The sequence below is a fragment of the Ectobacillus polymachus genome, assembly GCF_048159605.1.
Classification (GTDB): Bacteria; Bacillota; Bacilli; order Bacillales; family Bacillaceae_G; genus Ectobacillus; species Ectobacillus polymachus.
This window is the reverse complement of sequence record NZ_JBLREB010000007.1, coordinates 15,874-38,605: the sequence shown is the minus strand read 5'-3', so window position 1 is coordinate 38,605 and position 22,732 is coordinate 15,874. Positions and strand designations below refer to the sequence as shown.

At 38.0% G+C, this 22,732-nt stretch carries 18 protein-coding genes; 5 read left to right on the top strand and 13 right to left on the bottom strand.

Annotated features, from left to right (window positions below):
- Positions 1–910: 910 nt before the first annotated feature.
- From ACM5BR_RS17490 to ACM5BR_RS17475, 4 genes are all read right to left on the bottom strand, one after another.
- Positions 911–1,840: a manganese-dependent inorganic pyrophosphatase gene (locus ACM5BR_RS17490; protein ID WP_416829355.1), complete on the bottom strand. Its 930-nt coding sequence runs from the start codon at positions 1,838–1,840 to the stop codon at positions 911–913.
- Between the two features lie 165 nt (positions 1,841–2,005).
- Positions 2,006–3,454: a PH domain-containing protein gene (locus ACM5BR_RS17485; RefSeq protein WP_416829353.1), complete on the bottom strand. Its 1,449-nt coding sequence runs from the start codon at positions 3,452–3,454 to the stop codon at positions 2,006–2,008.
- Positions 3,444–3,914 carry a PH domain-containing protein gene (locus ACM5BR_RS17480; RefSeq protein WP_416829351.1) on the bottom strand — a complete coding sequence of 157 codons (471 nt, stop codon included), beginning with the start codon at positions 3,912–3,914 and terminating at the stop codon, positions 3,444–3,446. Before ACM5BR_RS17480 ends, ACM5BR_RS17485 begins: the two co-directional genes overlap by 11 nt.
- A gap of 121 nt (positions 3,915–4,035) precedes the next feature.
- Complete coding sequence (locus tag ACM5BR_RS17475; protein WP_416829350.1) at positions 4,036–4,476, bottom strand: arsenate reductase ArsC; 441 nt, start codon at positions 4,474–4,476, stop codon at positions 4,036–4,038.
- 280 nt (positions 4,477–4,756) lie between these two features.
- On the opposite strand from ACM5BR_RS17475, the gene ACM5BR_RS17470 reads away from it, so the two are divergent.
- A complete protein-coding gene (locus tag ACM5BR_RS17470) occupies positions 4,757–5,533 on the top strand; it encodes an arginase family protein (protein ID WP_416829348.1) in 777 nt (258 codons plus the stop codon).
- Positions 5,534–5,584: 51 nt separating this feature from the next.
- On the opposite strand, the gene ACM5BR_RS17465 is transcribed toward ACM5BR_RS17470, so the two are convergent.
- The 4 genes from ACM5BR_RS17465 to ACM5BR_RS17450 form a co-directional block, all read right to left on the bottom strand.
- A complete protein-coding gene (locus tag ACM5BR_RS17465) occupies positions 5,585–6,844 on the bottom strand; it encodes a dicarboxylate/amino acid:cation symporter (protein ID WP_416829346.1) in 1,260 nt (419 codons plus the stop codon).
- A gap of 461 nt (positions 6,845–7,305) precedes the next feature.
- Positions 7,306–7,806 carry an acetone carboxylase subunit gamma gene (locus ACM5BR_RS17460; RefSeq protein ID WP_416829345.1) on the bottom strand — a complete coding sequence of 167 codons (501 nt, stop codon included), beginning with the start codon at positions 7,804–7,806 and terminating at the stop codon, positions 7,306–7,308.
- A 21-nt stretch (positions 7,807–7,827) separates the two neighbouring features.
- Positions 7,828–10,101, bottom strand: coding sequence for a hydantoinase B/oxoprolinase family protein (locus ACM5BR_RS17455; protein WP_416829344.1), 2,274 nt, complete (start codon positions 10,099–10,101; stop codon positions 7,828–7,830).
- A gap of 21 nt (positions 10,102–10,122) precedes the next feature.
- Positions 10,123–12,270: a hydantoinase/oxoprolinase family protein gene (locus ACM5BR_RS17450; protein WP_416829341.1), complete on the bottom strand. Its 2,148-nt coding sequence runs from the start codon at positions 12,268–12,270 to the stop codon at positions 10,123–10,125.
- 241 nt (positions 12,271–12,511) lie between these two features.
- On the opposite strand from ACM5BR_RS17450, the gene ACM5BR_RS17445 reads away from it, so the two are divergent.
- Positions 12,512–14,494, top strand: a complete 1,983-nt coding sequence (locus ACM5BR_RS17445; RefSeq protein ID WP_416829339.1) for a sigma-54-dependent Fis family transcriptional regulator — start codon at positions 12,512–12,514, stop codon at positions 14,492–14,494.
- A 77-nt stretch (positions 14,495–14,571) separates the two neighbouring features.
- Here the strand turns inward: ACM5BR_RS17445 and ACM5BR_RS17440 are convergent, their stop codons facing one another.
- From ACM5BR_RS17440 to ACM5BR_RS17420, 5 genes are all read right to left on the bottom strand, one after another.
- Entirely contained in the window at positions 14,572–15,324 is a 753-nt protein-coding gene (locus ACM5BR_RS17440; RefSeq protein ID WP_416829338.1) for an IclR family transcriptional regulator, read from the bottom strand.
- Between the two features lie 99 nt (positions 15,325–15,423).
- Complete coding sequence (locus ACM5BR_RS17435; RefSeq protein ID WP_416829336.1) at positions 15,424–16,419, bottom strand: 5-oxoprolinase subunit C family protein; 996 nt, start codon at positions 16,417–16,419, stop codon at positions 15,424–15,426.
- The gene (pxpB, locus tag ACM5BR_RS17430; protein WP_416829392.1) at positions 16,416–17,135 is read right to left on the bottom strand and encodes a 5-oxoprolinase subunit PxpB; all 720 of its coding nucleotides are present in this window, start codon (positions 17,133–17,135) and stop codon (positions 16,416–16,418) included. The genes ACM5BR_RS17435 and pxpB overlap by 4 nt, the downstream gene beginning before the upstream one ends.
- Positions 17,136–17,340: 205 nt before the next feature.
- Positions 17,341–18,576: an NRAMP family divalent metal transporter gene (locus ACM5BR_RS17425; RefSeq protein ID WP_416829335.1), complete on the bottom strand. Its 1,236-nt coding sequence runs from the start codon at positions 18,574–18,576 to the stop codon at positions 17,341–17,343.
- A gap of 31 nt (positions 18,577–18,607) precedes the next feature.
- Positions 18,608–19,369 (bottom strand): LamB/YcsF family protein, encoded by a 762-nt coding sequence (locus ACM5BR_RS17420; protein WP_416829333.1) that lies wholly within the window; start codon positions 19,367–19,369, stop codon positions 18,608–18,610.
- Between the two features lie 375 nt (positions 19,370–19,744).
- Here ACM5BR_RS17420 and ACM5BR_RS17415 point away from each other — a divergent pair, with 375 nt between their 5' ends.
- From ACM5BR_RS17415 to ACM5BR_RS17405, 3 genes are all read left to right on the top strand, one after another.
- Positions 19,745–21,235 (top strand): FTR1 family protein, encoded by a 1,491-nt coding sequence (locus ACM5BR_RS17415; RefSeq protein ID WP_416829331.1) that lies wholly within the window; start codon positions 19,745–19,747, stop codon positions 21,233–21,235.
- Positions 21,236–21,256: 21 nt separating this feature from the next.
- On the top strand, positions 21,257–21,694 hold the full coding sequence (locus tag ACM5BR_RS17410) for a hypothetical protein (RefSeq protein ID WP_416829330.1): 438 nt from the start codon (positions 21,257–21,259) through the stop codon (positions 21,692–21,694).
- A gap of 213 nt (positions 21,695–21,907) precedes the next feature.
- Complete coding sequence (locus ACM5BR_RS17405; protein ID WP_416829328.1) at positions 21,908–22,693, top strand: HAD family hydrolase; 786 nt, start codon at positions 21,908–21,910, stop codon at positions 22,691–22,693.
- The last annotated feature ends 39 nt before the right edge of the window (positions 22,694–22,732 follow it).

The following is a 22,732-nucleotide window of genomic DNA, read 5'->3' as shown; positions in this document are numbered from 1 at the left end:
TCACCATAAAAGATTGCATATAAATAGAAAAAATGAAACGCCATTTTCTATCTAAATGCGTTCTTCTCTCTTTCCCCTTTAAATAATGGGAAGTTTTAGTTAAGTGTACTGCGTAAATGAGTAAATCAGAGGCATCCATCCAATTGCTTATGTTACGAACAGATTCAAGATAGGGACAAATGGATGTGTAACTTCTCTTTCATGTTCAATCCATCATTCACTTGTCGTTAATGAATGTTTTGTCCATTAGCACCACCCTTTTACACATAACCCATAATCACTATTGTATCAAATAAGCAATAAGAAAATGTTAAGTTTAGATAAATATACAAAAGAATTTAAGTGGAAAATTACACAAAATAGTGCAATATTCTACTTTTAGAAACAGATTGGCTATGTACGTCACCGAAATGAAATCCTCTTTTACAGCATTAGCATGAAATCAGAAAATCATTCTCTCTTTTCATAATTCCAATCCGTCATTCTTAATAAAGTACATCATTTCATCTTTTTCCAAAATAAATGTACGATACAGAATCAAGAATTAAGATTCCATAGGATGTATGTGACATACCCTCTTTGTTTCTTTCCTTTATATATTTACTACACTTTCCATTCCTCTGATCATTACTGTATAGCTCTCTATACAGCATGTATTTACCAAAAAACCGAAAACGATTGTGAGTTTTGTTCATAGAGAAATGGGTCTCTACAAACAGATTACACATCATATGTTGTAAAACTAAATATGCCTCCACTGATAGAGTATATACTTTCTTTGCTATCTTGGTAAGAGGGTATTTCATAATACTAGCATATTCCTTTCATTTTCAACATACGCAAACACAACACCGTTCATAAACTTGAACGGTGTTGTGTTTGCGTAATGGTATATTGTCTCAATATATTATTATTTGTTCAAGACATTCGTTAAAACTGGAACAATCTGTTTTTTACGAGAAACAACGCCTTTAAGTAATGCCTTATTATTATCTAATTTAACGCCAAATCCTTCTTCGACAGCGTGCGTTGCACTTCCCAAAGCAAGAGCAACTGAATCATTTTCCAAAATGTCAGTAGCTGCAAATACGAATAAATCAAGATTTCGCTCTTCAATGGTTTTGCGAATAGCTGCTTCAATTTCTTGTTGCTTTGCAAACACTTCATCCGTATCAACTGTGTTCACTTGTGCAATAACAGCCTTGTGATTGCCCATTTGAAATTCCTTCGCATCTAGAGAAATCAATTGATCTACTGTTTTATCACTTAAATTAGCGCCAGCTTTCAGCATTGCCAATCCGTAGCTACTAGCATCCACGCCAGCGATTGCTGCTAATTCATTAGCAGCTGCCACGTCTTGGTCTGTGCATGTTGGTGATTTAAATAATAATGTATCTGAAATAATCGCAGACAACATTAATCCAGCGATTTCCTTACGAATTGCTACACCGTTTTCTTTATACATTTTGTTTAAAATCGTTGCAGTACAACCGACAGGTTCTGCACGGTAATATAATGGATCACTCGTTTCAAAATTAGCGATACGATGGTGATCGATTACTTCAAGTATATGAGTATCTGCAATGTCGTCTGCACTTTGTTGGCGTTCATTATGATCGACTAAAATAACGCCGCTTCCTTCACTTGCAACTGTTGCAGTAAAACGAGGTGCCTCTACTTTAAAATAATCAAGAACAAATGCTGTTTCGCCATTTACTTCGCCTAAACGCAATGGTTCTACTTCTACACCTAGTTCAGTTTTTAATGCTGCATAAGCCAAAGCAGAGCAGATTGAATCTGTATCTGGATTTTTATGACCAAAAATTACGATTTTTTCCATTTTCCTACTCCTTTATTGTTAAATTATGCTCTTTCACAAAAGAGAGTATTCCTTCTGCATTCTATTTTAGCATGAATTATAATTTGTTTGTTCTCATTTGTATCATACTTCTTCTCATAATTCAAAAAAATACAGATATACAAGTAAAATATTGTCCTATTACTTTCATTCAGCACTAGATTTCTTTAGGCTGTCCTCTAGCTGTAGTCTTCTTCGATATTCAAACCACTCTAAAATCCGTGTATTCTGCCAATTGTCTATATGCTTTACCTTCACACATTTCTTACCCGCAAGTCCAGATAAGACATATATTTTAATAGTTCCAACCTTATCTTTTTTTTGAAAGATCGTCTGTTCTGTACCTATAGATTGAATATGCTTTCTCAAAAGAATCGTTGTATAGGCTGCTATTTTCCGGTAGGATAGCGTGATTTGTTTACCATGAATAGAAAATCCAGCTCTGCGATAACATGCATACCCGTGCCAAACAGCTACTAGTACGAGTAAAAAGGCTGGCGCTAAAAATGGTTTCCAAATCGTTAATCCACTTGCAAGTAAGAAGGAAAGCGTAACTTTTATATACAAAAATCGCTTTAAGGAACGAGTGGGTACATGTTCCTCCACCTGCCTATATGTATATTGCGGTACAACCCTCCGCAAGAAGTCAGGTATATTCTTCTTCAGAATAAACGGATGAAGTATAACTTTATACTCCTTCGTATCTGTCATAGAGACAACTGCTTCTGCTTCAATCGAAGCAAACCCAAACCATCCTCGCAGGATACCTTCTTCAATTGTAATGCCTTGAATTTTTTTATGTGGTAATGTTACATTTCTCTTATGCAATAACCCATAGACAATATGTAATTTATCACTAGATGAGTTAATTCGAAAGCCGTAATATTTCAAAACAAATGAAACCGTTGCCGCAATCCATGAAAACACAAGAAAAACCAATGCTAACATAATCCAAATATAATAGGAAGAGTGAATGAGCTGATCGGTAACAAACGTTGTTGAGGATGCCGGAAGCAAATCTTTGACTTGTGACCATAGCCCCATTAAAGCCGTAAACAAAATTCCAAATTGTCCAGACGTTGCCCCGGCTAGTAGCATTTCTTTTTTTGTTAGCTGATACGTCTCTGCAGCAGTCTTTGGCTCTTTTGGTTTGTCTAGACTTTTTTCCTTTCCTTTTAAAATTGCAACCATTTCATGTACAGATTCAATTGGAACACCGTATAAATTAATTTCAGGAGCCTTTCCTCCGGCTGTTTCAACAATTACCTGCTCAATATGGAATAATTGATGAAGAAGTGTTGCATCAGTAGATACCGATTGCACCCGGTCTCGATGGACAAACGTTTCTTTCTTAGTAAAAACACCTTTTTTTACATACAATCCGTCATCTTCGATTCGATAGATAGAAAAATACCATATTACGGTATTTCGAATCCCGATTAAAATCAGTACCCCAATTATGATAAGAATAGTATATTGCACGGATAAATGTTTAAATCCCACAAAGAGAAGAGGAATCAAGCTCCAAATAAAATCCTTTAGAAATTTAAAGTAATGAAACAAGATTGTAATAGGATGCTCGCGTCTATTCATCATCTTGCTCATCAACCTTCGCCAATTTAATAATCGTCTTTTGAAGAGAGATTGCCTCCTGATCTAATAAACCATGGATTTCTTCCGTATTTGATGCAGTAGAAACAAACAAGGATGATAAGTGAAAATGTTTCATAATAGGCCCTTGCTTCGTCTTTACATTCTGTACGCGGTTCATCGGAATAATTATATGAGTGACAATAAATAGACCGTGCGTAACCGCAATTTCATCCTCCCTCACCTCATAGAAGAAATTTCGATAGCGAATTGCTGGAAAGACAACATACTCGCAATAGGTAAGTAAGATGATAATGATAATGCCCGCAGCATACACCCAGCTACCTGCATGCCACCATCTTTCATTTACATAGGCGTACACGATTATAGCAATGAGATAGAGAACAAAAGAAAGGATTGCATGCACTCGCCACACCTGAATCATATTTTTATCAAGCTGTTTCACTTTTGCACCTCCCAAAAATACCACATTCTACTATTATATTCTAAATATACAAAAAAAGAAGGCTAGATTCTATCGTAGAATCTAGCCTTCCCTACATATCAAAAAAACGCGAACGATATAGTTAATATTCTTTTCGCGGAATCACATCTAATTGTTGAAGTAAGTGAATAACTTGTTTATGAATTTCTTCACGTACATCTCTCAATTTATTTACATCACATTCATCGTTATCAGAAGCGAAAGGGTTCTCGATATTCCATTCTAAGCTGCGAATTCCAAAGGGAATAGCCGGACATTTTTCATTTACTTCTTCACATAATTTTACGACAACTGTAGATTTTAGTAATATCCTCATATTAATTTCATCGGCAGTCTCGCCGGAAATATCAATTCCAATTTCTTTCATCGTCGCAATGGTTTGTGGATGAACGCTAGTTGGTGTAACTCCTGCACTATACACTTCAACCTTCTGCTTACCATAATCATTGGCAAATGCAGCTGCGATTAGACTTCGACAACTGTTTTGAACACAAAGAAAATAAATAATAGGCTTTTGTACCATAACTCCTCCAAGTGTGTCTCATGATGATAATATCTATTAAATGAACATGCCATTCTCCCAAACATACATACTATTTTTAATAGTAACATAGTCATATGAGATTTGCTTTTGATGATTTATATTGTTATCTCCTAATCAGTTGAGATTCTTCCTACGAAGTACTATACTTTTCTATAAAAATTATTTGTGTTTTATTCCTATTTCACACATATATGCATTACCATACCGTTTCAAGCCATTATCTAAGAAAAAACCGATTTAATCAAAGGAGATGAAAGATATGGGTTTGTTACAAAACGGTGTAACTATTTTACAATATGACGATACATATCAAGCACAGCAGACATTGCTCTCGTGCCCTCATGAAGAAATTGACTTACGAAATCTTCCTAGGGTGAATTTATACTGCGAACAGAACTCCCTAAAGAAAATAAAAAGATCCCTTTCAAAGAGAAGAAAAAAAGGCATTACCTTTATTGGTAATGGAAACTATCATTATACGACGTTCCTACTACTACAAGAAATTCAAAAGCCGTTTACACTTATATTATTTGATCATCATACCGACATGGGTAGTACAGACACGATTATGTCCTGCGGTTCCTGGGTATCATTTGCTCTGCAGAACATCCCGATGCTAAAGCATGTAGTCATTATTGGGCCTACCGTTACCTTAGCGATGCACTCCTCAAAAGTAACCTTACTTCCCTTTCAGAAAAACCAGCCCTATTCTCCGAAAAAAATAGTATCTGTCATTCCAACAGATACCGTATATATAAGCATCGATAAAGATATTTTAGACCCAGCCGTTGCCGTCATAAATTGGGATCAAGGCGATATGAATGTCCGTACACTGATTCAATATTTACAAAGTATTTTCACCTATGAAAATGTGTATGGAGTCGATATTTGCGGAGAGCTCCCACCTTCTCCTGTTTTATCCTTTCAACCAAGCTATCAACGCTCGGTTCAAAAAAATGAAATGGTCAACCTAAAACTACTACAAGCAGTCGCAAGGCCACCTTTAAACGCAGCGAGTAAGAAAAACCTTTCATAACAGTAAAAAAACGCAGGGGTTCTAAAGCGACCCCTGCGTTCGTCTGTTACCTTACATTGCTTTTTTCTGATGCAACTCTAGAAGTGCAGCCTGTTGTTTTGACTCATCAAATTCATTCTCACTCTTCGCTACAACAATAGTAGCAACACCATTTCCGATTAAGTTAACAATCGCACGTGCCTCTGACATAAACCGGTCAACGCCAAGCAAAAGTGCAAGTCCTTCAAGCGGGATTACATTTATTGCTGATAACGTAGAGGCAAGTACAATAAATCCTCCGCCAGTTACAGCAGCTGCCCCTTTTGATGTTAACAGTAAAATTGCAATAATCGTAATTTGTTGCCCAATCGAAAGATTTACATGGAATACTTGCGCTAAGAAAATAGTTGCCATAGATAAATAGATAGAAGTTCCGTCTAGATTAAAAGAATAACCAGTTGGAATAACCAAGCTTGTAACAGATTTTGAAGCTCCGAATTTCTCCATCTTCGCCATCATACGCGGCAATACAGATTCTGAAGATGATGTCCCTAATACAATCAATATTTCTTCTTTAATATAAGATAAATACTTCAATAAACTAAATTTATATATTTTCGAAACAAGCATTAATACAACAAAGACAAATAAAAACATCGTAGTGTAAACACATAGCATCAATTTACCAAGCGGAATGAGTGTATTTACACCAAATTTACCAATGGTATAAGCCATACCGCCAAATGCCCCAAGAGGAGCTAACCTCATTATCATACTTAATATATTGAAAAATACTTTAGATAATTTGTCAAAAAATTCAATGATAGAATTTCCTGTTTTTCCAAGCATCGTTAAACCTGCACCAAAGAAAATAGAGAAGAATAAGATTTGTAGAATATCTCCCTTAGCGAATGCATCAAACATATTAGATGGAACAATATGAAGAAAGAAATCTACCCAATTCATGGATTTCCCAGTTTGTACAAACGAAGACACATCACCTTTGCTAAGTGTAGCTGGGTCTATACCCGCACCGGGTTTTGCTACATTGGCAATTATAATCCCAATAATAAGAGCAAACGTCGTAACAATTTCAAAGTATAAAATCGCTTTTCCCCCAACGCGACCTACTTTTCTCATACTTCCCATATTACCAATACCAAGTACGATTGTTAAAAAGATAATTGGGGCAATGACCATCTTAATCATATTAATGAAGGTGTCCCCAACCGGCTTCATCTGTTGCCCTACAGATGGCCAAAGAGTCCCAACGGTAATACCTAGAATAATTGCAATTACCACTTGAAACGTTAAATTCTTAAAAATTCTCATCATGACTCTCCTCCGATGTTGAATTGCATCTCCCTGTTTGGAAACGGTTACATTTAACCTTCTAATCTAAATCCAAATCTAATTTTATATAGCCTATACTGTTATAATACAACTACTTACTAGAAAAATAAATAGTATAACCTATTATATTTTATTTTCCGCAAATAATATAGCCTAATTATTATTTTTTTAACGTTTATGTCATATTAATGGAAAATAAAAAATTTATATAATAAATTACCTAATTATTACTATTTTTGGATAATTAAAAACAGACGACTAATGAAACTGTCGTCTGTTTTCTATCTTTATCCCGCTTTAACGGGCAGTAAGACCCCCACTTCAAGGCATAGAGAAATCGGAGAAGTCTAGGTGGGGGCCAACTGCCCGTAAAAGTCCGATTGGTTCAACTAACCCTAGGTGGGGGATGAGAGAAAACCCCCACCTAGGGAAGTTTCACTTTATTTCACTTGTGGAAGCGGCCGTTGTAACCACTCACTATAAAAGGCATCAATATCTGGTTCAAAATCTTTCAAAATTGGATACCAAGGTGTCACAGCTTCTACCTCTAGCTGGGTTGCACATTCAGGGCAATAGTATTCACGAATTACTTGCCATTCTGGATCAGGAGCAAGCATTTTCGGATACAGCTCCTCCATTTTTTCCGGAGTATCACGAACGTAAATCAAGGAATGAAGCTTCCAGTTATCTTTCGCATCGCAAAATTCATGACCGCAGTCACATTTTACAATTCTGTCGCCTCCTGGCTTTTGGACGATGTATAAATGAAGTCCAACTGGGAGTAGAATAGGATCCTTCCATGTAACTCTCTCTTGAAGGATGCTCATGTACTTTTCAAATCGATCGGCATCTTTAAAGTTGGACAACATCTCTTTAAGCTTAAAGAAATCAATCGTACCATCTATTAATTCTTCAATCGTTTTACGATCGTATTGCGTCATACTCTCACCCCGTTTTTGTGATTATTTGTTCGAACGTTTAATTTTCGCACCGAACACTGGAACTCCCAGCTCTTCTTCTGTTACGTCCCATTCTTTTGGTAGATTCCAGAATTCTTTAAACTCTCTATTAAAGCTCTCACTTAGAGCAAAACTACCTGCATACATATGTCGTACTTGAACCGCTGCGTCTTTCTTAAGGATGGTTTCTCTCTCTTTCTCCATCCACTCGTTAATCGTAACCCCTCGCCCTAGACGTTCTTTTCTCATTTCGTTGCGGCGTTTTTCTGTAGCCTTCTCATCGACAATATACGTACCCTTCTCATTCTTGCTCGCAACTGCACCGTATACTCTTTCGGCATAGCGAGGCAGAATATGTCCTTCATTTAAATCTTCCGCAATCATACTTGGTTTTCTTTCCAGCGGATCTCCAAAGCCAGGACCCCCGCGAAGGTAGTTCAAATACAGATCATAATCCTCAAATATGGTTTCTGTCGTGATGGATTGTTTGTCACGAATCACTTCTTGTGCTTCAATCAGTTTGTCATACTCTGGATTGTCAGGATCCATATCTCCACCAGTTGGAATAGGGAGCCTCTTTTCAATTCGTTCCTTAATGTTTGTGCCATGTGCTTCAAAACGGTAGCCAGATGCAGCCGGGTATCCGCCCATTAAGCCACAGTCACTGGACATATATCCATTACCCATAAAGAACATCGTCCAGTCCTTCGCTCCGTATACCATTCTAAGCGTTTCATATCCGCTGCCACCGCGGTATTTCCCATATCCAGCGGTATTTGGTTTCATACTTCTACCCAAATAGAGGAGAGGTTCGGCAAGTTCCCAAATTTCCATATCTCCCATATCGCCTTCAGGATTCCAGATTGCTGCAGCGTGGCTAATTCCATCCTTCACCGCTCCAGCTCCTACACCTTCAGCAGCAGATTCAAAGCTATTCACTGCATGATTTTCATTAAACTGGTTGTACCCGCCACCTTGCAGCCAGTTAGATGTATTCGCATTTCCAGCATTCACTTCTTCCAAGTAACCTCTTGCAAAGTAGTTACGGCTAAGTGCTCGCCATAATGGACTCCAAGCGGAAACGAGGAAGTGCCACGCGTAACTATGAGCTGTTCGGATATCATCTGGATTCAACCATGAGCCATATGGAAGATCAAAACTGCTCGCGTAAAGCGCACCGTCATTTACACGATCATTCGGAATTAACGTTTGGGACATCATAACCCAAATTCCGCTTGTAATCGCAACTGGAGTCGCATTATAACTATGCCATCCCCAGCGATTTACACCTTCAAAGTTGATTTGAAATTTACCATCTTTATGAACAGTAAGCTCAGTAGGTGCATGCATAATCGTGTTAACACGCGCGTAAGGAGGGACATCTAAATCTTTGTATGGTACGTCAACAAATGAAACCTGACGATACTTTCCTGGGATTAACAACGTTTTCACTTGATTGACAAAGCCTCGGCGTCCGTCCTCAATGACCTCACGAATGAATTGCTTGTATGTGTCAGCGCCTTCCTCCTTAATAATATCAAGGACAAGATCTCGAATCATATGGCATCCAGCCACACGCGTCCGCTCATCAAGCAGCCAATACTTTGTTGTTCGGACAGACCGTTGGCTTTCAATTAACCAGTCTTTTAGTAACGTATCTTTCTTCCCAATTTTACGACAAGCAACTTGGTAGCCATCATCGTAACGCGAGACAGGGCCGACCGTCATACTTCCTGGTGCTGTTGCACCCACATCAATTACATGCGTAACTCCGCCGACCCATCCAATTACCTCCCCTTCATGAAAAATTGGGACAATCGTATGAACGTCACACGGATGAACGTTACCAATCTGACAGTCATTGTTACAGAAGATATCCCCATCTTCAATTCCCGGATTTACTTCGTAATCGTTTTTAATCATATATTTAATGGCTGCACCCATTGTTCCCACGTGAATGATAATTCCAGTTGAAGTTACAACCGAATCTGCTTCTGGCGTATAGAGCGTAAAGCATAATTCTCCTTCCTGTTCCACAATCGGTGAGGCTGCTACCTTTTTTGCTGTTTCTCTGGCATGCACAACCCCTCCGCGCAACTTTGAAAAAATCTTTTCATAACGGATTGGATCAGTTTCTTTTAAAGGCAGCGTCTGCAATCCTGCGTAATTTCCCGTCTTACTGCTAACCTCATCGATTTCGTTACGCATTTGCTTTAGGGTTTTCCCATCCCAACCAATCGTTTTACGCCCTTCTAAGTCTTTGTCGATCATCGTCATGCCATATTCCCTCCTTTTGCATTAAAGTTCTTTTAAATGGAAAATACGATGTCCGTCCAGGTACGCTTCAAATCCAGGCGGAATTACAAAGGTCGTAGCAGGAGACTCAAGAATTGCAAACGCCTGAATTTTATTACCTGGTTTTAATTTTTCCATTTCCCAAATGTCCGCCCTTATCCATTCCCCTTTCCAATACACATCACGTTGTCCGAGGAATGCTTCATCCACCGGTGTTTCACCTACTAGAGGCTCCTCTGAAATTCGCGGTTTTGCGACTTCTACAACACCTCGAATAATTGCTCCCGTGATACTGTATCCAAGTTCAGGTGATCGTGCTGCTTTTGCGTAAACTCTTGTGTAGGAATCTTCAAATGCATTCACAAGATGCTCCCAATCATTTACGCTCCGAAATGCTTCTATCGGTGCTTCTATTTCAAGGTCATTTAGCTGTCCTTGATATTGCATACGGAAATAAAGACGGAAATCTACATCTTCTCTATTAAACTGATTTTTCTCAAATTCAACTGCCACTTTCTCCATCAGTTCATCCCAAGCATCCTGTAATTCTTTACCCGCTAACAACTTACCTTCATCATTAGCTCCATCATCTACGTTAATATCTAATGTTTTATCATAACGGTATTCAAAGTCTGCCGCACCGCATCCAAATGCAGAAAATCCAGCTGCCCATGCAGGTACGAGAACATCTTCAAATCCAAGGCCTTTTGTATAACCCGCTGTATGAAGCGGACCCCCTCCTCCGTAAGAGAAGCAAACATATTGGGACGGTGAATACCCTTTTCCTAAAATCATAGATTCCAAGTAATTGCGAAGCTGAGACTCTAGCAAATCAATTACACCGTATGCTGCATCTTCCACTGTCAAACCAAGCGGATCTGCAATTTGTGCTTTTACAGCTTCATAAGCACGACCTGGATTTAATTTGACCTCACCGCCGAGGAAGTTATTCGGATTAATTAATCCAAGAACAACATGGCAATCAGAAACTGTTACCGTATCAATACCGCCCTCTGGATAACAAACCCCTACTCTCGAGCCTGCACTGTCCGGTCCTAGTGTCAATGATTTAAAATTCGGATCAATTCTAACAAAGCTGCCAGCACCGGCTCCTACTGTATCCATCGCAACAAGCGGAAGTGACAGAACAAGTCGTGCCATATCAGGACTTGTATTGATACTTAAATCTCCTTGTGTGATGAGCGCCATGTCAAAGCTTGTACCCCCAATATCTGAACAGGCAATATTGCGGATACCGAGATGCTCGCCAAGGTATTTCGCGCCAATTACTCCTCCAATTGGACCTGAAACAAGCGTTCTTGCAAGCTCATTTGCACGCGTACTAATCGTTCCGCCATGACTTGCCATTACACGAAGGTCGAAATCTGCTCCATGATCTTGGAGCATCGTATCAATTTTAGACAAGGTCTCCCGTGACGGATCTGCTGCATACGCTTCGATAATTGTTGTATTTGTACGATGAGACTCTTTTCTCACCGGATAATAGTCAACGGAAGCAAAAACAGGAATCTCTTTGCCTTGTTTTTGTATGACCGCTTTTGCAATATCTCTGATTTTACGTTCATGAAGCGGATATTTATAAGAATGAAGCAAACTAATAACGATTGCTTCTACATCTTGTTCTAACAGTTCTAAAATAGCTGGTTCTACTTCATGTTCATAAAGCGGAATCACCACATTTCCAAATAAGTCTACTCGTTCTGTAATTCCGCGCGTCCGTTCCCTTGGTACAAGCGGCGGGTCAAAGCGATGCGTGTTTAAGTGGAGACGATCAGAATACGAATACCCTAAATATGCTTGAATAGCCCGGCCCATCCGATGGAAATCTTCCATCCCTTTATTAACGATGAGACCAACCCGCCGACCATTTCTTGAAACAAGACGGTTAAGCATGGCAGTACCGGAATATACACCAGCAAGCAGTTTTGGAAATGCTTCTTCTACCGTTGTATCCCAATAGGTAAGGGCATCTCTAGCAGAGTTTAGAAGACCAATTGATTCATCTTGTGGTGTAGATTGTGCCTTTCCTACGACAAAATCTCCACTATCATCAATGATGAAAGTATCTGTCATCGTTCCTCCAGCGTCTATCGCAAGTATTTGCGCCTTTCTAGTTGTATTTGTTTTCATTCTCTTCTCCCCTTTCAACTATATTTCTTGTTCACTTATGTAATATGCAAATGCTATACCAACTTTTCATTTTGTCAAAAGTGCTTGTTATATCCCGTAACAGTACCAGAGGAAAACTGTAAGTGTAGCAAATTGCTACAACTGTTTCGCTACAGATATACAATGAAACAGTAGATTATCAATTTATTTTTGGAAAAATAAATGCTAGAATATTCTTAATATTCACCAAAGGAGGAAAGCGATGGATAATCCTTATATGTCTATTTTCTCAACACATGACTTGCCTATCAAAACAAAGGAATTAGAAGAACTGTGGGAATTATTCGTTGCCGAGTTGCAAGAGGATGCCAGATTTAATAAGGTACGAAAAAATATTTTACATTCTTGGAAACGTTGTCATGAAACTGGTGTAAATCCTGCACAATTACAAACAAAACTCGCCCTAGCTGAATCTGACTTAAACCAGCTATTACAAACATCGGAATTATATCAGATTGCAAAGCCTATTATTGATGATTTGCATTATAAGATGCTGGGCACTGGATATTTAATAACACTGTCCGATCAAAATGGTTATATTCTGTATGTAAAAGGCGATTCATCTATTATGCGTAAAGCAGAAAAAATGAATTTTGCGCCCGGTATGGATTGGAGTGAGCATACCGCAGGTACAAATGCAATTGGTACAAGCATTGTTACGAATAGTCCAATCCAAGTTTTTTCAGCTGAACATTTCTGCCAAGGCTGCCATCCATGGACCTGCTCCTCAGCACCTATCACTCATCCATTTACACAAGAAATCATCGGAGCTATAGATTTCACAGGATTTTGGAATTTTGCTCAGCCCCATACATTAGGACTCGCTCTATCCATCGCACAGGTAATTGAATCACAGTTTGCACAAGTTTACCTAAAATGGAACAACCTCTTAAATGAAACCTTCTTTCAAGGAATTAGCAAATGGAAAACGGAACAAGTTCTCGTGCTTAATCATGCCCTTGTCGTAGTCAAAGGCAGTACGAAGCTAATGGAATCGTTTAACCTATCATCAGGTACAAGATTAGCAGATTATCCCCCATTTCAAATGCTAGTAAACGAACTCTTGATGATATCAACCTACTCTGATCAAAACCAATCCTACAATGAAATAATAATAGATAATTTACAAATTATTGCTATTGAACCCATTGATTATATGGGGAACAATATCGGTTATATGGTTATATGGAAAGATAGAAAACTAGAACGAAAAGCCCTGTCGGTGAGTATTCCTCTTGAGGAGCCATGGAATCAAGTAATTGGAGAATCTAACACCTTTATAGAAGCAGTATATAAATGCTATAAAGCTTCTTCTTCCAACGTCCCTATTCTTCTATTAGGGGAAAGCGGATCTGGAAAGGAAAAAATTGCACAAACTATACATACAGCTAGTCATAGATGCCAGAAACCCTTTCTAGCCATTAACTGCGGTGCGATTCAAAAAGAACTAATAGGAAGCGAACTGTTCGGGTACGAAAATGGAACCTTTACCGGAGGAATGAAAGGCGGAAAAAAAGGAAAATTTGAAGAAGCACATGAAGGGACGTTATTTTTAGATGAAATTGGCGAAATGCCGCTTGATTTACAAGTGCACTTACTCCGAGTACTACAGGAAAAAGAAGTTACGAGATTAGGATCATCAAAGCCTATTTCCATAAATGTACGTATTATTGCTGCAACCAACAAAAACTTATACAATTTGTGTAAAAAAGGATTATTTCGAGAAGACCTGTTTTTTCGGCTAAACGTAGTTACAGTTAACATTCCCCCACTCCGCGAAAGAAAAGAAGATATTACACTTATTACAGACCACCTTTTAAAACAACTTGCGATAAAGTATGAAAAACATTCACTCTCGCTTTCTGAAGAGACGTTCAATCACTTTCTAGCATACAATTGGCCCGGCAATATACGCGAACTGCAAAATGTGTTGGAGCATGCCGTTATTTTCAGTGAATCTTCTGTCATTAAACCAGAAAACTTACCCACCTACTTGTTTGAAAACAATTGTATCGCCAGCGAGCAGCCAATAAATTTAACTTTATTAGAAGCAAATGAACAAAAAATGCTCACCCTTCTATTAAAGGAAACAGACTGGAATGTTACAGCGGTTGCCAAGAAAATGAACATGGCAAGGTCGACTTTGTATCGGAAGATTAAGAAATATCAGCTGCAGCAAAGATAAACAGAATAAGAAAATCCAAATGTTAGAATAGGTCCTATAGAGTAGGCACGAAAAAAGGCCACTCTATAGCGGCACTTTTATAGATTGTATCCAAGCTTTTTAGAAATATCCATAGCGGCCATTTGTACCTTCTCAATTAGATATGGCAATCTTTCCTCACTAAAACGAACCTCCAAACCCGCAACACTAATACCCGCAACTACTTTACCTTGATAATCATAAATTGGTGCAGCTACAGCAGAAGTATAATTTTCAAGTTCGGATCTGCTAATTGTATAGCCATTTTTTCGTGTTTCTTCTATGATATTTCGTAGTTTTTGTTTATCAGTAATCGTACCCTGGCCAATGGACTGTAAATCCGTTTCATTTAAATAGGTTTCAATTTCTTTATTAGATAGGTATGCAAGGATAATACGAGAATCTCCTGCATATAAAGGCGATTTTCTTCCTATTTCTGTATACAATCGAACCGGTTGTGTTGTGTCTTGCTTTTCAATATACATCGCTTCATTCCCGTATTTTACAATAAGATTGACAGCCTCCTCGACATCATCTCTAAGCATTTTCATAACAGGAAGAGCAAGTTTCCTAATATCTAAACGTTCCGTTACTAATTGTCCAAACTGAAGAAATAATAGTCCTAATGTATAATACCCATCCTCATCCTTGTCTAATAATTGTATTTCTTCTAGAGAAGAAAGCATCCGATGTGCAGATGTCTTTGGTATATGTAAAAGTGACATCACTTCATTTAAATTTAATTTAGTATGTGTTAAAAACAAGTTCAGCAAGGTCATTGTTTTAATTACCGTTTTATTCTTGTTTTCCATGTATTCTCCTCACCCATCTACTAGAATCTGCTTTTCATTATACTATTGAATGCCTAAAAAAAAGATAGGAAAAAATCATCCGATCCTCGGAGTTTTCACCTATCTTTCTTGTATGAATAAGCTACGTTTCAGTTGTTTCATCTGTAGTTCTCTTTGCAGTAGCAGTCTTTCTGCTTCTTTTATACCAATAAGCTGAAAACGAATCTGATCCCCTGGTTTCATTTGAGCAAGAATCGGAAGGTCAGCAGTTACTACTTGAGCCATTCGAGGATATCCACCTGTTGTTTGACGATCAGCTAGCAAAATAATCGGATTTCCCTCTGGCGGTACTTGAATGGTTCCGTGGCAAACCGCTTCTGACAGTAATTCGAATGGTTTTTGTAATTGTAAAGGTGCTCCCGATACACGATACCCCATCCGATTCGATTGGGATGAAATAGTAAACGCTTCTGTAAATAACTGTTCTTGACTCACCTCGGTAAATGCTTCGAAATGTTCCCCACGTATCACCCGAATCTTCCTTGTATTAGCTGGAATATAACTTGGTACAAACCAATTCGTTGTCGAAAATGGATTCCCTTGATTTTGATTCTCCAGTTTTTTAATCAAACGTTTTGTTACATCTGATATAGGCCCGACTAATAAACGATCCTCCTTATCTAATGCTCTTCCCTTATATCCACCTAATTTCCCTAATAAATATGTACTTTTGCTATTCAATACTTTCGGAACAGAAAATCCACCGCCAACTGCCAGATACGCCCGGCATCCTGATTGACAAGATCCAAACTTTAGAATACTGCCTTCTTTCACATATACAGGTCGTCCCATCGGAACCAACCTTCCATCTATTGTTGGCGATAAATCTCCACCTGTAATACTAATTACCATCGATTTCTCAAACAATAAAGACGGACCAACTACTGTTATTTCTAAAACAGCTTCGCTTTCCTTATTTCCAATTACTACATTTGCAATTCGAGATGAATAGGAATCCATTACACCGCTAATAATTACTCCATGTTTTTGAAAACCTGTTCGACCCAAATCTTGAATGGTAGTGAAAAGTCCTGGTTTCAAAACTTGTATACTCATATATCTCCCTCCCCATAAGCGTTATACTCTTCTAATGAGATAGCGTGAAATTTCACACGATCTCCTGCTTGAAGAAGAGAAGGAGGATTTTCCCCTGGGAGAAACAGTTGGAGTGGCGTTCGACCAATAAGCTGCCAGCCCCCTGGTGTGGAAATAGGATAAACTCCTGTTTGCATACCTGCAATTCCAACTGAACCCTTTGGAATGGATAATCTCGGAGTGTTACGGCGAGGCATAGCAATACGATCGGACATCCCTCCTAGGAATGGAAATCCCGGGCAAAATCCAATCATATAAACAAGATACTGTCCACTTGTATGAATGTCGATCACTTCACTTGTTGTCATATCATGATATTTTGCTACTTCTTCTAAATCAGGACCAAATTCTCCGCCATAACAAACCGGAATATCAATGGTACGCAAATTCGTGCTATCTTCCCCTTCACAAACCTGTAAACGATCTTCTATCAACGATTTTACAATTTCAAATGGGGAATCTTCACGATCTTTTTTATACGTACACCATACAGTGAAACAATTATAAAAAATCGTTAGACTTGTATATCCGAGAACACACTCTATAAATCCTACAAAGGGATGGTCTTCCACCTGCTTAGCCAGCATCTTTATTTTCTGATGAATCCCATCCTCTATTTTCTTCCCAAATTCAATCCGAATCGCAGAATCACCTAATGGCGAAATGATAACATTCATGTCTTCATTACTACTCTTTTGTTTCAAACAATCATCCCCTACAAAACATACGTCTTTCATTTCCAACACTATTTCTTATTTTAAGTAATTACAGAACGAAAGCTAGTAAAAAAAGTACTAGCTTTCCTTTCATCTCTATCTTCTTATTTTTCCTACTATTCGGTAAATTTCGCCGCTACCTCTGCAAACTTTCTACATGTATTCGTCATTTTGTAAATAATTTTGGTATATCATGCATCATCGTATATACACTCATCCAAGCTAAAATTACAACCACTATAACACCTAAAATGGTTAACCATAATGGATGTTTATAATCACCGACGATTTTTTTCTTATATGCAGCAATTAGTAAAGTTCCTAATGCAAGTGGAAGAATAAGACCATTTAAAGCACCAACTAGAACCAATGTTTTCACTGGTTGTCCAATCATAATAAATAAAAGAGTAGATATGATAATAAAGCCAATAATAATTCTTCTGTGATTGGTATCTATGCTAGTATGAAATGTTCGTATAAAGGATACAGATGTATAGGCAGCTCCAACAACAGATGTTAAAGCAGCTGACCACATGATAATTCCAAAGATCTTATATCCAATATTTCCGGCAGCAAGCTGGAATACAGATGCTGGAGGATTTGCTGCATCAATGTGTAATCCCTTTGAAACAACACCAAGTACAGCTAAGAATAATACTACACGCATAATAGAGGTAATAATAATCCCAGTCACTGAGCTTTTTGTCACCTCAGGTAGCGCTCGTTTTCCTTTGATCCCTGCATCTAAAAGACGATGACCACCTGCAAAGGTTATATAGCCCCCAACAGATCCACCTACCAAAGTAATAATCGCAAAAATATCGATTTTATCTGGAACAAACGTTTTAACAACAGCTTCACCAACTGGTGGTGATGTTATAAATGCAATAAACACCGTTAAACCAATCATTACGATCCCCGCAATTTGTGTAAAACGATCCATCGCCTTTCCTGCTTCTTTAACAAGAAATATAAATACGGCAATTACAGCACTGATAATAGCGCCTGTTTGTACCGAAATGCCAAATAAAACATTAAGCCCTAAACCTGCGCCTGCAATATTACCTATATTAAATGCCAGCCCACCTAAAACGATTAAAAAGGCTAATAGATAACCAAGACCAGGAAATACCATATTCGCAATGTCTTGTCCTCTTTTTTCTGATACAGCAATAATTCTCCAAACATTCATTTGGGCAACAATGTCTAAAATAACGGAAATAAGAATAATAAAACCAAAGCTAGTCGTTAAGGTTTGTGTAAATACAGTTGTTTGTGTCAAAAATCCTGGTCCAATAGCTGAGGTTGCCATCAAAAAGGCGGCACCTAATAATACAGACCAATTTGCTTTCCTTGGAGATGCAGCTCGTTCTGTTTTTGGAGCTTGTTTTGGAATGGCCATTGTTTGATTCCTCCCCTATCAAATTTCTATATTATTTACCAATGGATTGAATTACTACGTCTGATGCTTCCAAAGTTTCTCGAATTAAGCGGGCAAACAATAGAGCCTTTGCGCCGTCACCATGAATACATACCGTATCTGCTTTAAGCGAAATGTCTACACCTTGCTGCGTCAGAACCTGTCCTTGTTTTATCATTCGAATGACCTGCCTAACGGCTTGATCTTGATCCTGAATTAAGGCATCTGCCTGGGTTCGAGGTGTCAGTTTACCGTCCTGCTGATACGTTCTATCTGCAAATACTTCCTCTGCAGTTCGCAGTCCAATTCTATCTCCTGCATCAATTAACTCACTGCCGGACAAACCAAATAATATTAAATTTGGATTTACTTTATATACAGCCTCTGCAATTGCCTCCGATATTTTCGGGTCTTTCGCTGCCATATTATAAAGAGCCCCATGTGGTTTTACATGCTGCATCGTTGCACCTTCTGCTTTCACAAATCCATACAAAGCTCCAATTTGATAGACAACGAGATCAAATACTTCTTGGGAAGTAATAGCAATATTACGGCGTCCAAACCCCTGTAAATCTTGAAAGCCTGGATGGGCGCCAATTGCTACCCCTTTTTCTAAAGCAAGCTTTACTGTCTTTCTCATCACCCCTGGATCTCCAGCATGAAATCCACATGCAATATTAGCGGAAGTTGCATAATTTAGTACTTCTTCATCCATTCCCATCTTATAAATTCCAAAACTTTCACCTAAATCACAATTCAAATCAATTCGAAACATACCCATCCCTCAATCTTGTAATAGTATAAATCATCTAATTTTTCATCCTATTCAGAAATTAAAGAAACCATTTAAACCATGTCGATTTACTTAGTACCTAACAGGCTGTTCCATTTTACGGAATCATTATTCTGAATTTTATTATTTTTATTGTAGCATAAAAATTTGTTAATTCTACATCTATGTTAGATTTTCTTACAAACCTATTATCATACTTGCCTTTTATTAAATAAAATATAGTGAAACGATCCGAATTAAGAGATTACTACTATTCAATTGACAAAAAGCAATTTATAAATGATAATAATAATCAGTTGCAATATAAATGATAATAAATTTCAATTAAATAAGTACAATTATTATGGAGCTGATATTATGTTTAAGCGAATAGGCTATTCCATTTTCTTCGTTCTTCTCCTATCTCTTGTAATAATGAAGCCGCTTACTGGATGGGCTGCTAGTCAAGGAACGGATAACATGAGTAAAGCAGAACAACACCTTGATCAATCAATTAATCTTGCAAATCAAGGTAAGTTAGACGAAGCAAAAAAAGCATTTCAGGAATTTAATGATACTTGGCTTACAATTGAGGACTCGGTAAAATCTGATTCAGCTCAAGCATATAGCGACATTGAAGCAAATATGGGGCAAGTACAATATGCTTACATACAAAATAAGCAGCAAGATGTAAGTACAGCCCTGCAAAATCTGAAAAGCGTCAATGAAAAATACATTCAGGGTCAATATTCACAAAGTGAAAGTTTTAAGAAGCAAAACATCACACTTTCTGATTTCATTGTCATGCTGCAAAAGACAAAGGAATCGGTCCAAAACAATGACCAACAATCCTCTTTATCAAATATTACAAAGGTCAGGGAGGCATGGCTCAGTATTGAAGGAACTGTGGTAGCACAATCGTCTACACTATATAGCGATTCAGAACGTGATATGGTATCAGTGAATGCGATGATTTCTGCAGGTAAATACAAAGAAGCTGATCAATTACTTGATAAGATGATTGGGTATTTGACACCACTTGCTACCAAAACTAGCTATACGATTTGGGATGCAGCAATGATACCGATTCGTGAGGGACTAGAGGCACTTCTAGTTGTAACTTCATTATTAGCCTTCGTTAAAAAGTCAAATAACGGGAAAGGAAAGGCTTGGATTTGGAGTGGTGTCACAGCAGGTTTCGTTCTGAGTGCGATTCTAGCAGTAATTGTAAAATTCGTTTTCACATCTGGTGCCTTCGGTCAAAATAATTTCCTTATTTCAGGCTGGACAGGTGTTATCGCCGCGGTCATGCTTCTTTACATGAGCTATTGGCTACACAGTAAATCAAATATTGCAGAATGGAATCGATATATTCACGATAAAAGCCAATCCGCAATGAATACAGGGCGTATTATATCCCTTGGGGTTCTTTCCTTCTTAGCAGTTTTTCGCGAAGGAACAGAGACCGTACTGTTTATTATGGGTATGGTAAATCAAATTAGTTTTCAACAATTAATTATTGGTGTTCTCATTGGTTTAGGCTTCTTAGCAGTACTAGCTTATCTCATGCTAGTTGTAGGTGTTAAGCTACCAATGCGGCCATTCTTCCTAATATCAAGCCTTATTGTCTTTTATATGTGCTTTAAATTTACAGGAATGGGTATTCATAGCCTTCAGCTTGGAGGTGCCCTTCCATCAACAACCGCTCAACACTTACCAAGTATCGATTTCTTAGGATTCTATCCATCATGGCAAAGTGCCTTACCGCAAATCGCACTACTATTGTTTGCTTTAGGTACTTTACTTTGGAACCGATTTAAACCACAAAAACAACAGATGCAAGAGACCATACAAAAGGAAAATGTATAACAAACAGGAGGTATTTATTCAATGAAACTTATCAATACAATTGCTGTAGTAGCTATTACTGGTACATTGGCCCTAACTGGTTGTAGTTCAACCAATCAGTCTTCTAACACTTCTGCGACGAAAACAAGTACACAATCTACATCAGGAGGACAGACTTCCGCAACGAATGTAAAAGACGGAGTGGCAAGTTTGCTGCATACTGCTAATCAATTAGATAAAGCCATTCAAGCTGGGGATGAAGCAACTATTAAAAAGACCGGACCACAACTCGAAGAAAATTGGAAGACGTTTGAAGATAATGTAAAGTCACAATACCCAGATCAATATACAGAGATTGAAAAATATCTAAACCCCGAAGTAGCAGGGTCAGGGGCAAGCTCTCTTGATAAAGAAGCTCTTAAAAAATTAAATGATCAATTAACGCAAACATTACATGATCTAGAACAAACAATTAAATAAGTAATAGAAAAAAGGAGCAGCCATCTGCTTCTTTTTTTATGATATTTAGTAAAATGATAGGCATTTCACGAAATAGTTCTTCTACACAAATTCTCTCCCTTATTGTATAGTTAACAGTGTTATTGTTTACTATATTAAATATTTTCTGAAAGATGGAACAATTAGCATCATTCTTACTATGATTAAGCAAACAGAAACGAGGGGTATTCCGCTATGATCAAAGCAATCTTTTTCGACCTAGATGACACGCTGCTCTGGGATCAAAAGAGCGTGAAGGAAGCTTTTGCAGCAACTTGCCGCTATGCAGGGAAAAAATATGAGATTGATCCAGAAGTGCTAGAAGAAGCTGTGCGCAAAGAAGCGAGAGAACTTTACGCCTCCTATGAAACGTATCCATTTACCCAAATGATTGGGATAAATCCATTTGAAGGTCTGTGGGGAAATTTTTTAGACGATGATGATAATTTTCGAAAAATGAAGGAAATTGTTCCGACCTATCGTAAAGAAGCATGGACACGAGGATTGCAAGCACTCAGTATCGATGATCCTGCCTTTGGCTATGAACTAGCTGAACATTTTCCACAAGAACGACGTAAGAATCCATTTGTTTATGAAGAATCATTTGAAGTACTTGATGAGCTGAAGGGCAAATACAAGCTGTTACTACTAACGAATGGATCTCCTGACTTACAAAATACGAAACTAGACATTACTCCAGAGCTTGTTCCATATTTTGATCACATCGTCATTTCTGGTGCATTTGGCAGAGGAAAGCCGGATCCTTCTATATTTGAGCATGCCTTGTCGCTTATGTCACTGCAAAAAGATGAAGCGATTATGGTGGGCGACAATTTAATGACAGATATTCTTGGTGCTTCCCGAGCTGGTATTAAGTCTGTTTGGGTGAACCGTCATAATAAAGAACGAAATGAAGTCGTACCTACGTATGAAATAAAACACTTAAGCGAACTTTATGCTATCATAGACTCTCTTAAATAAGAAATAAGCAACTCGGCTTACCGAGTTGCTTATAACTTC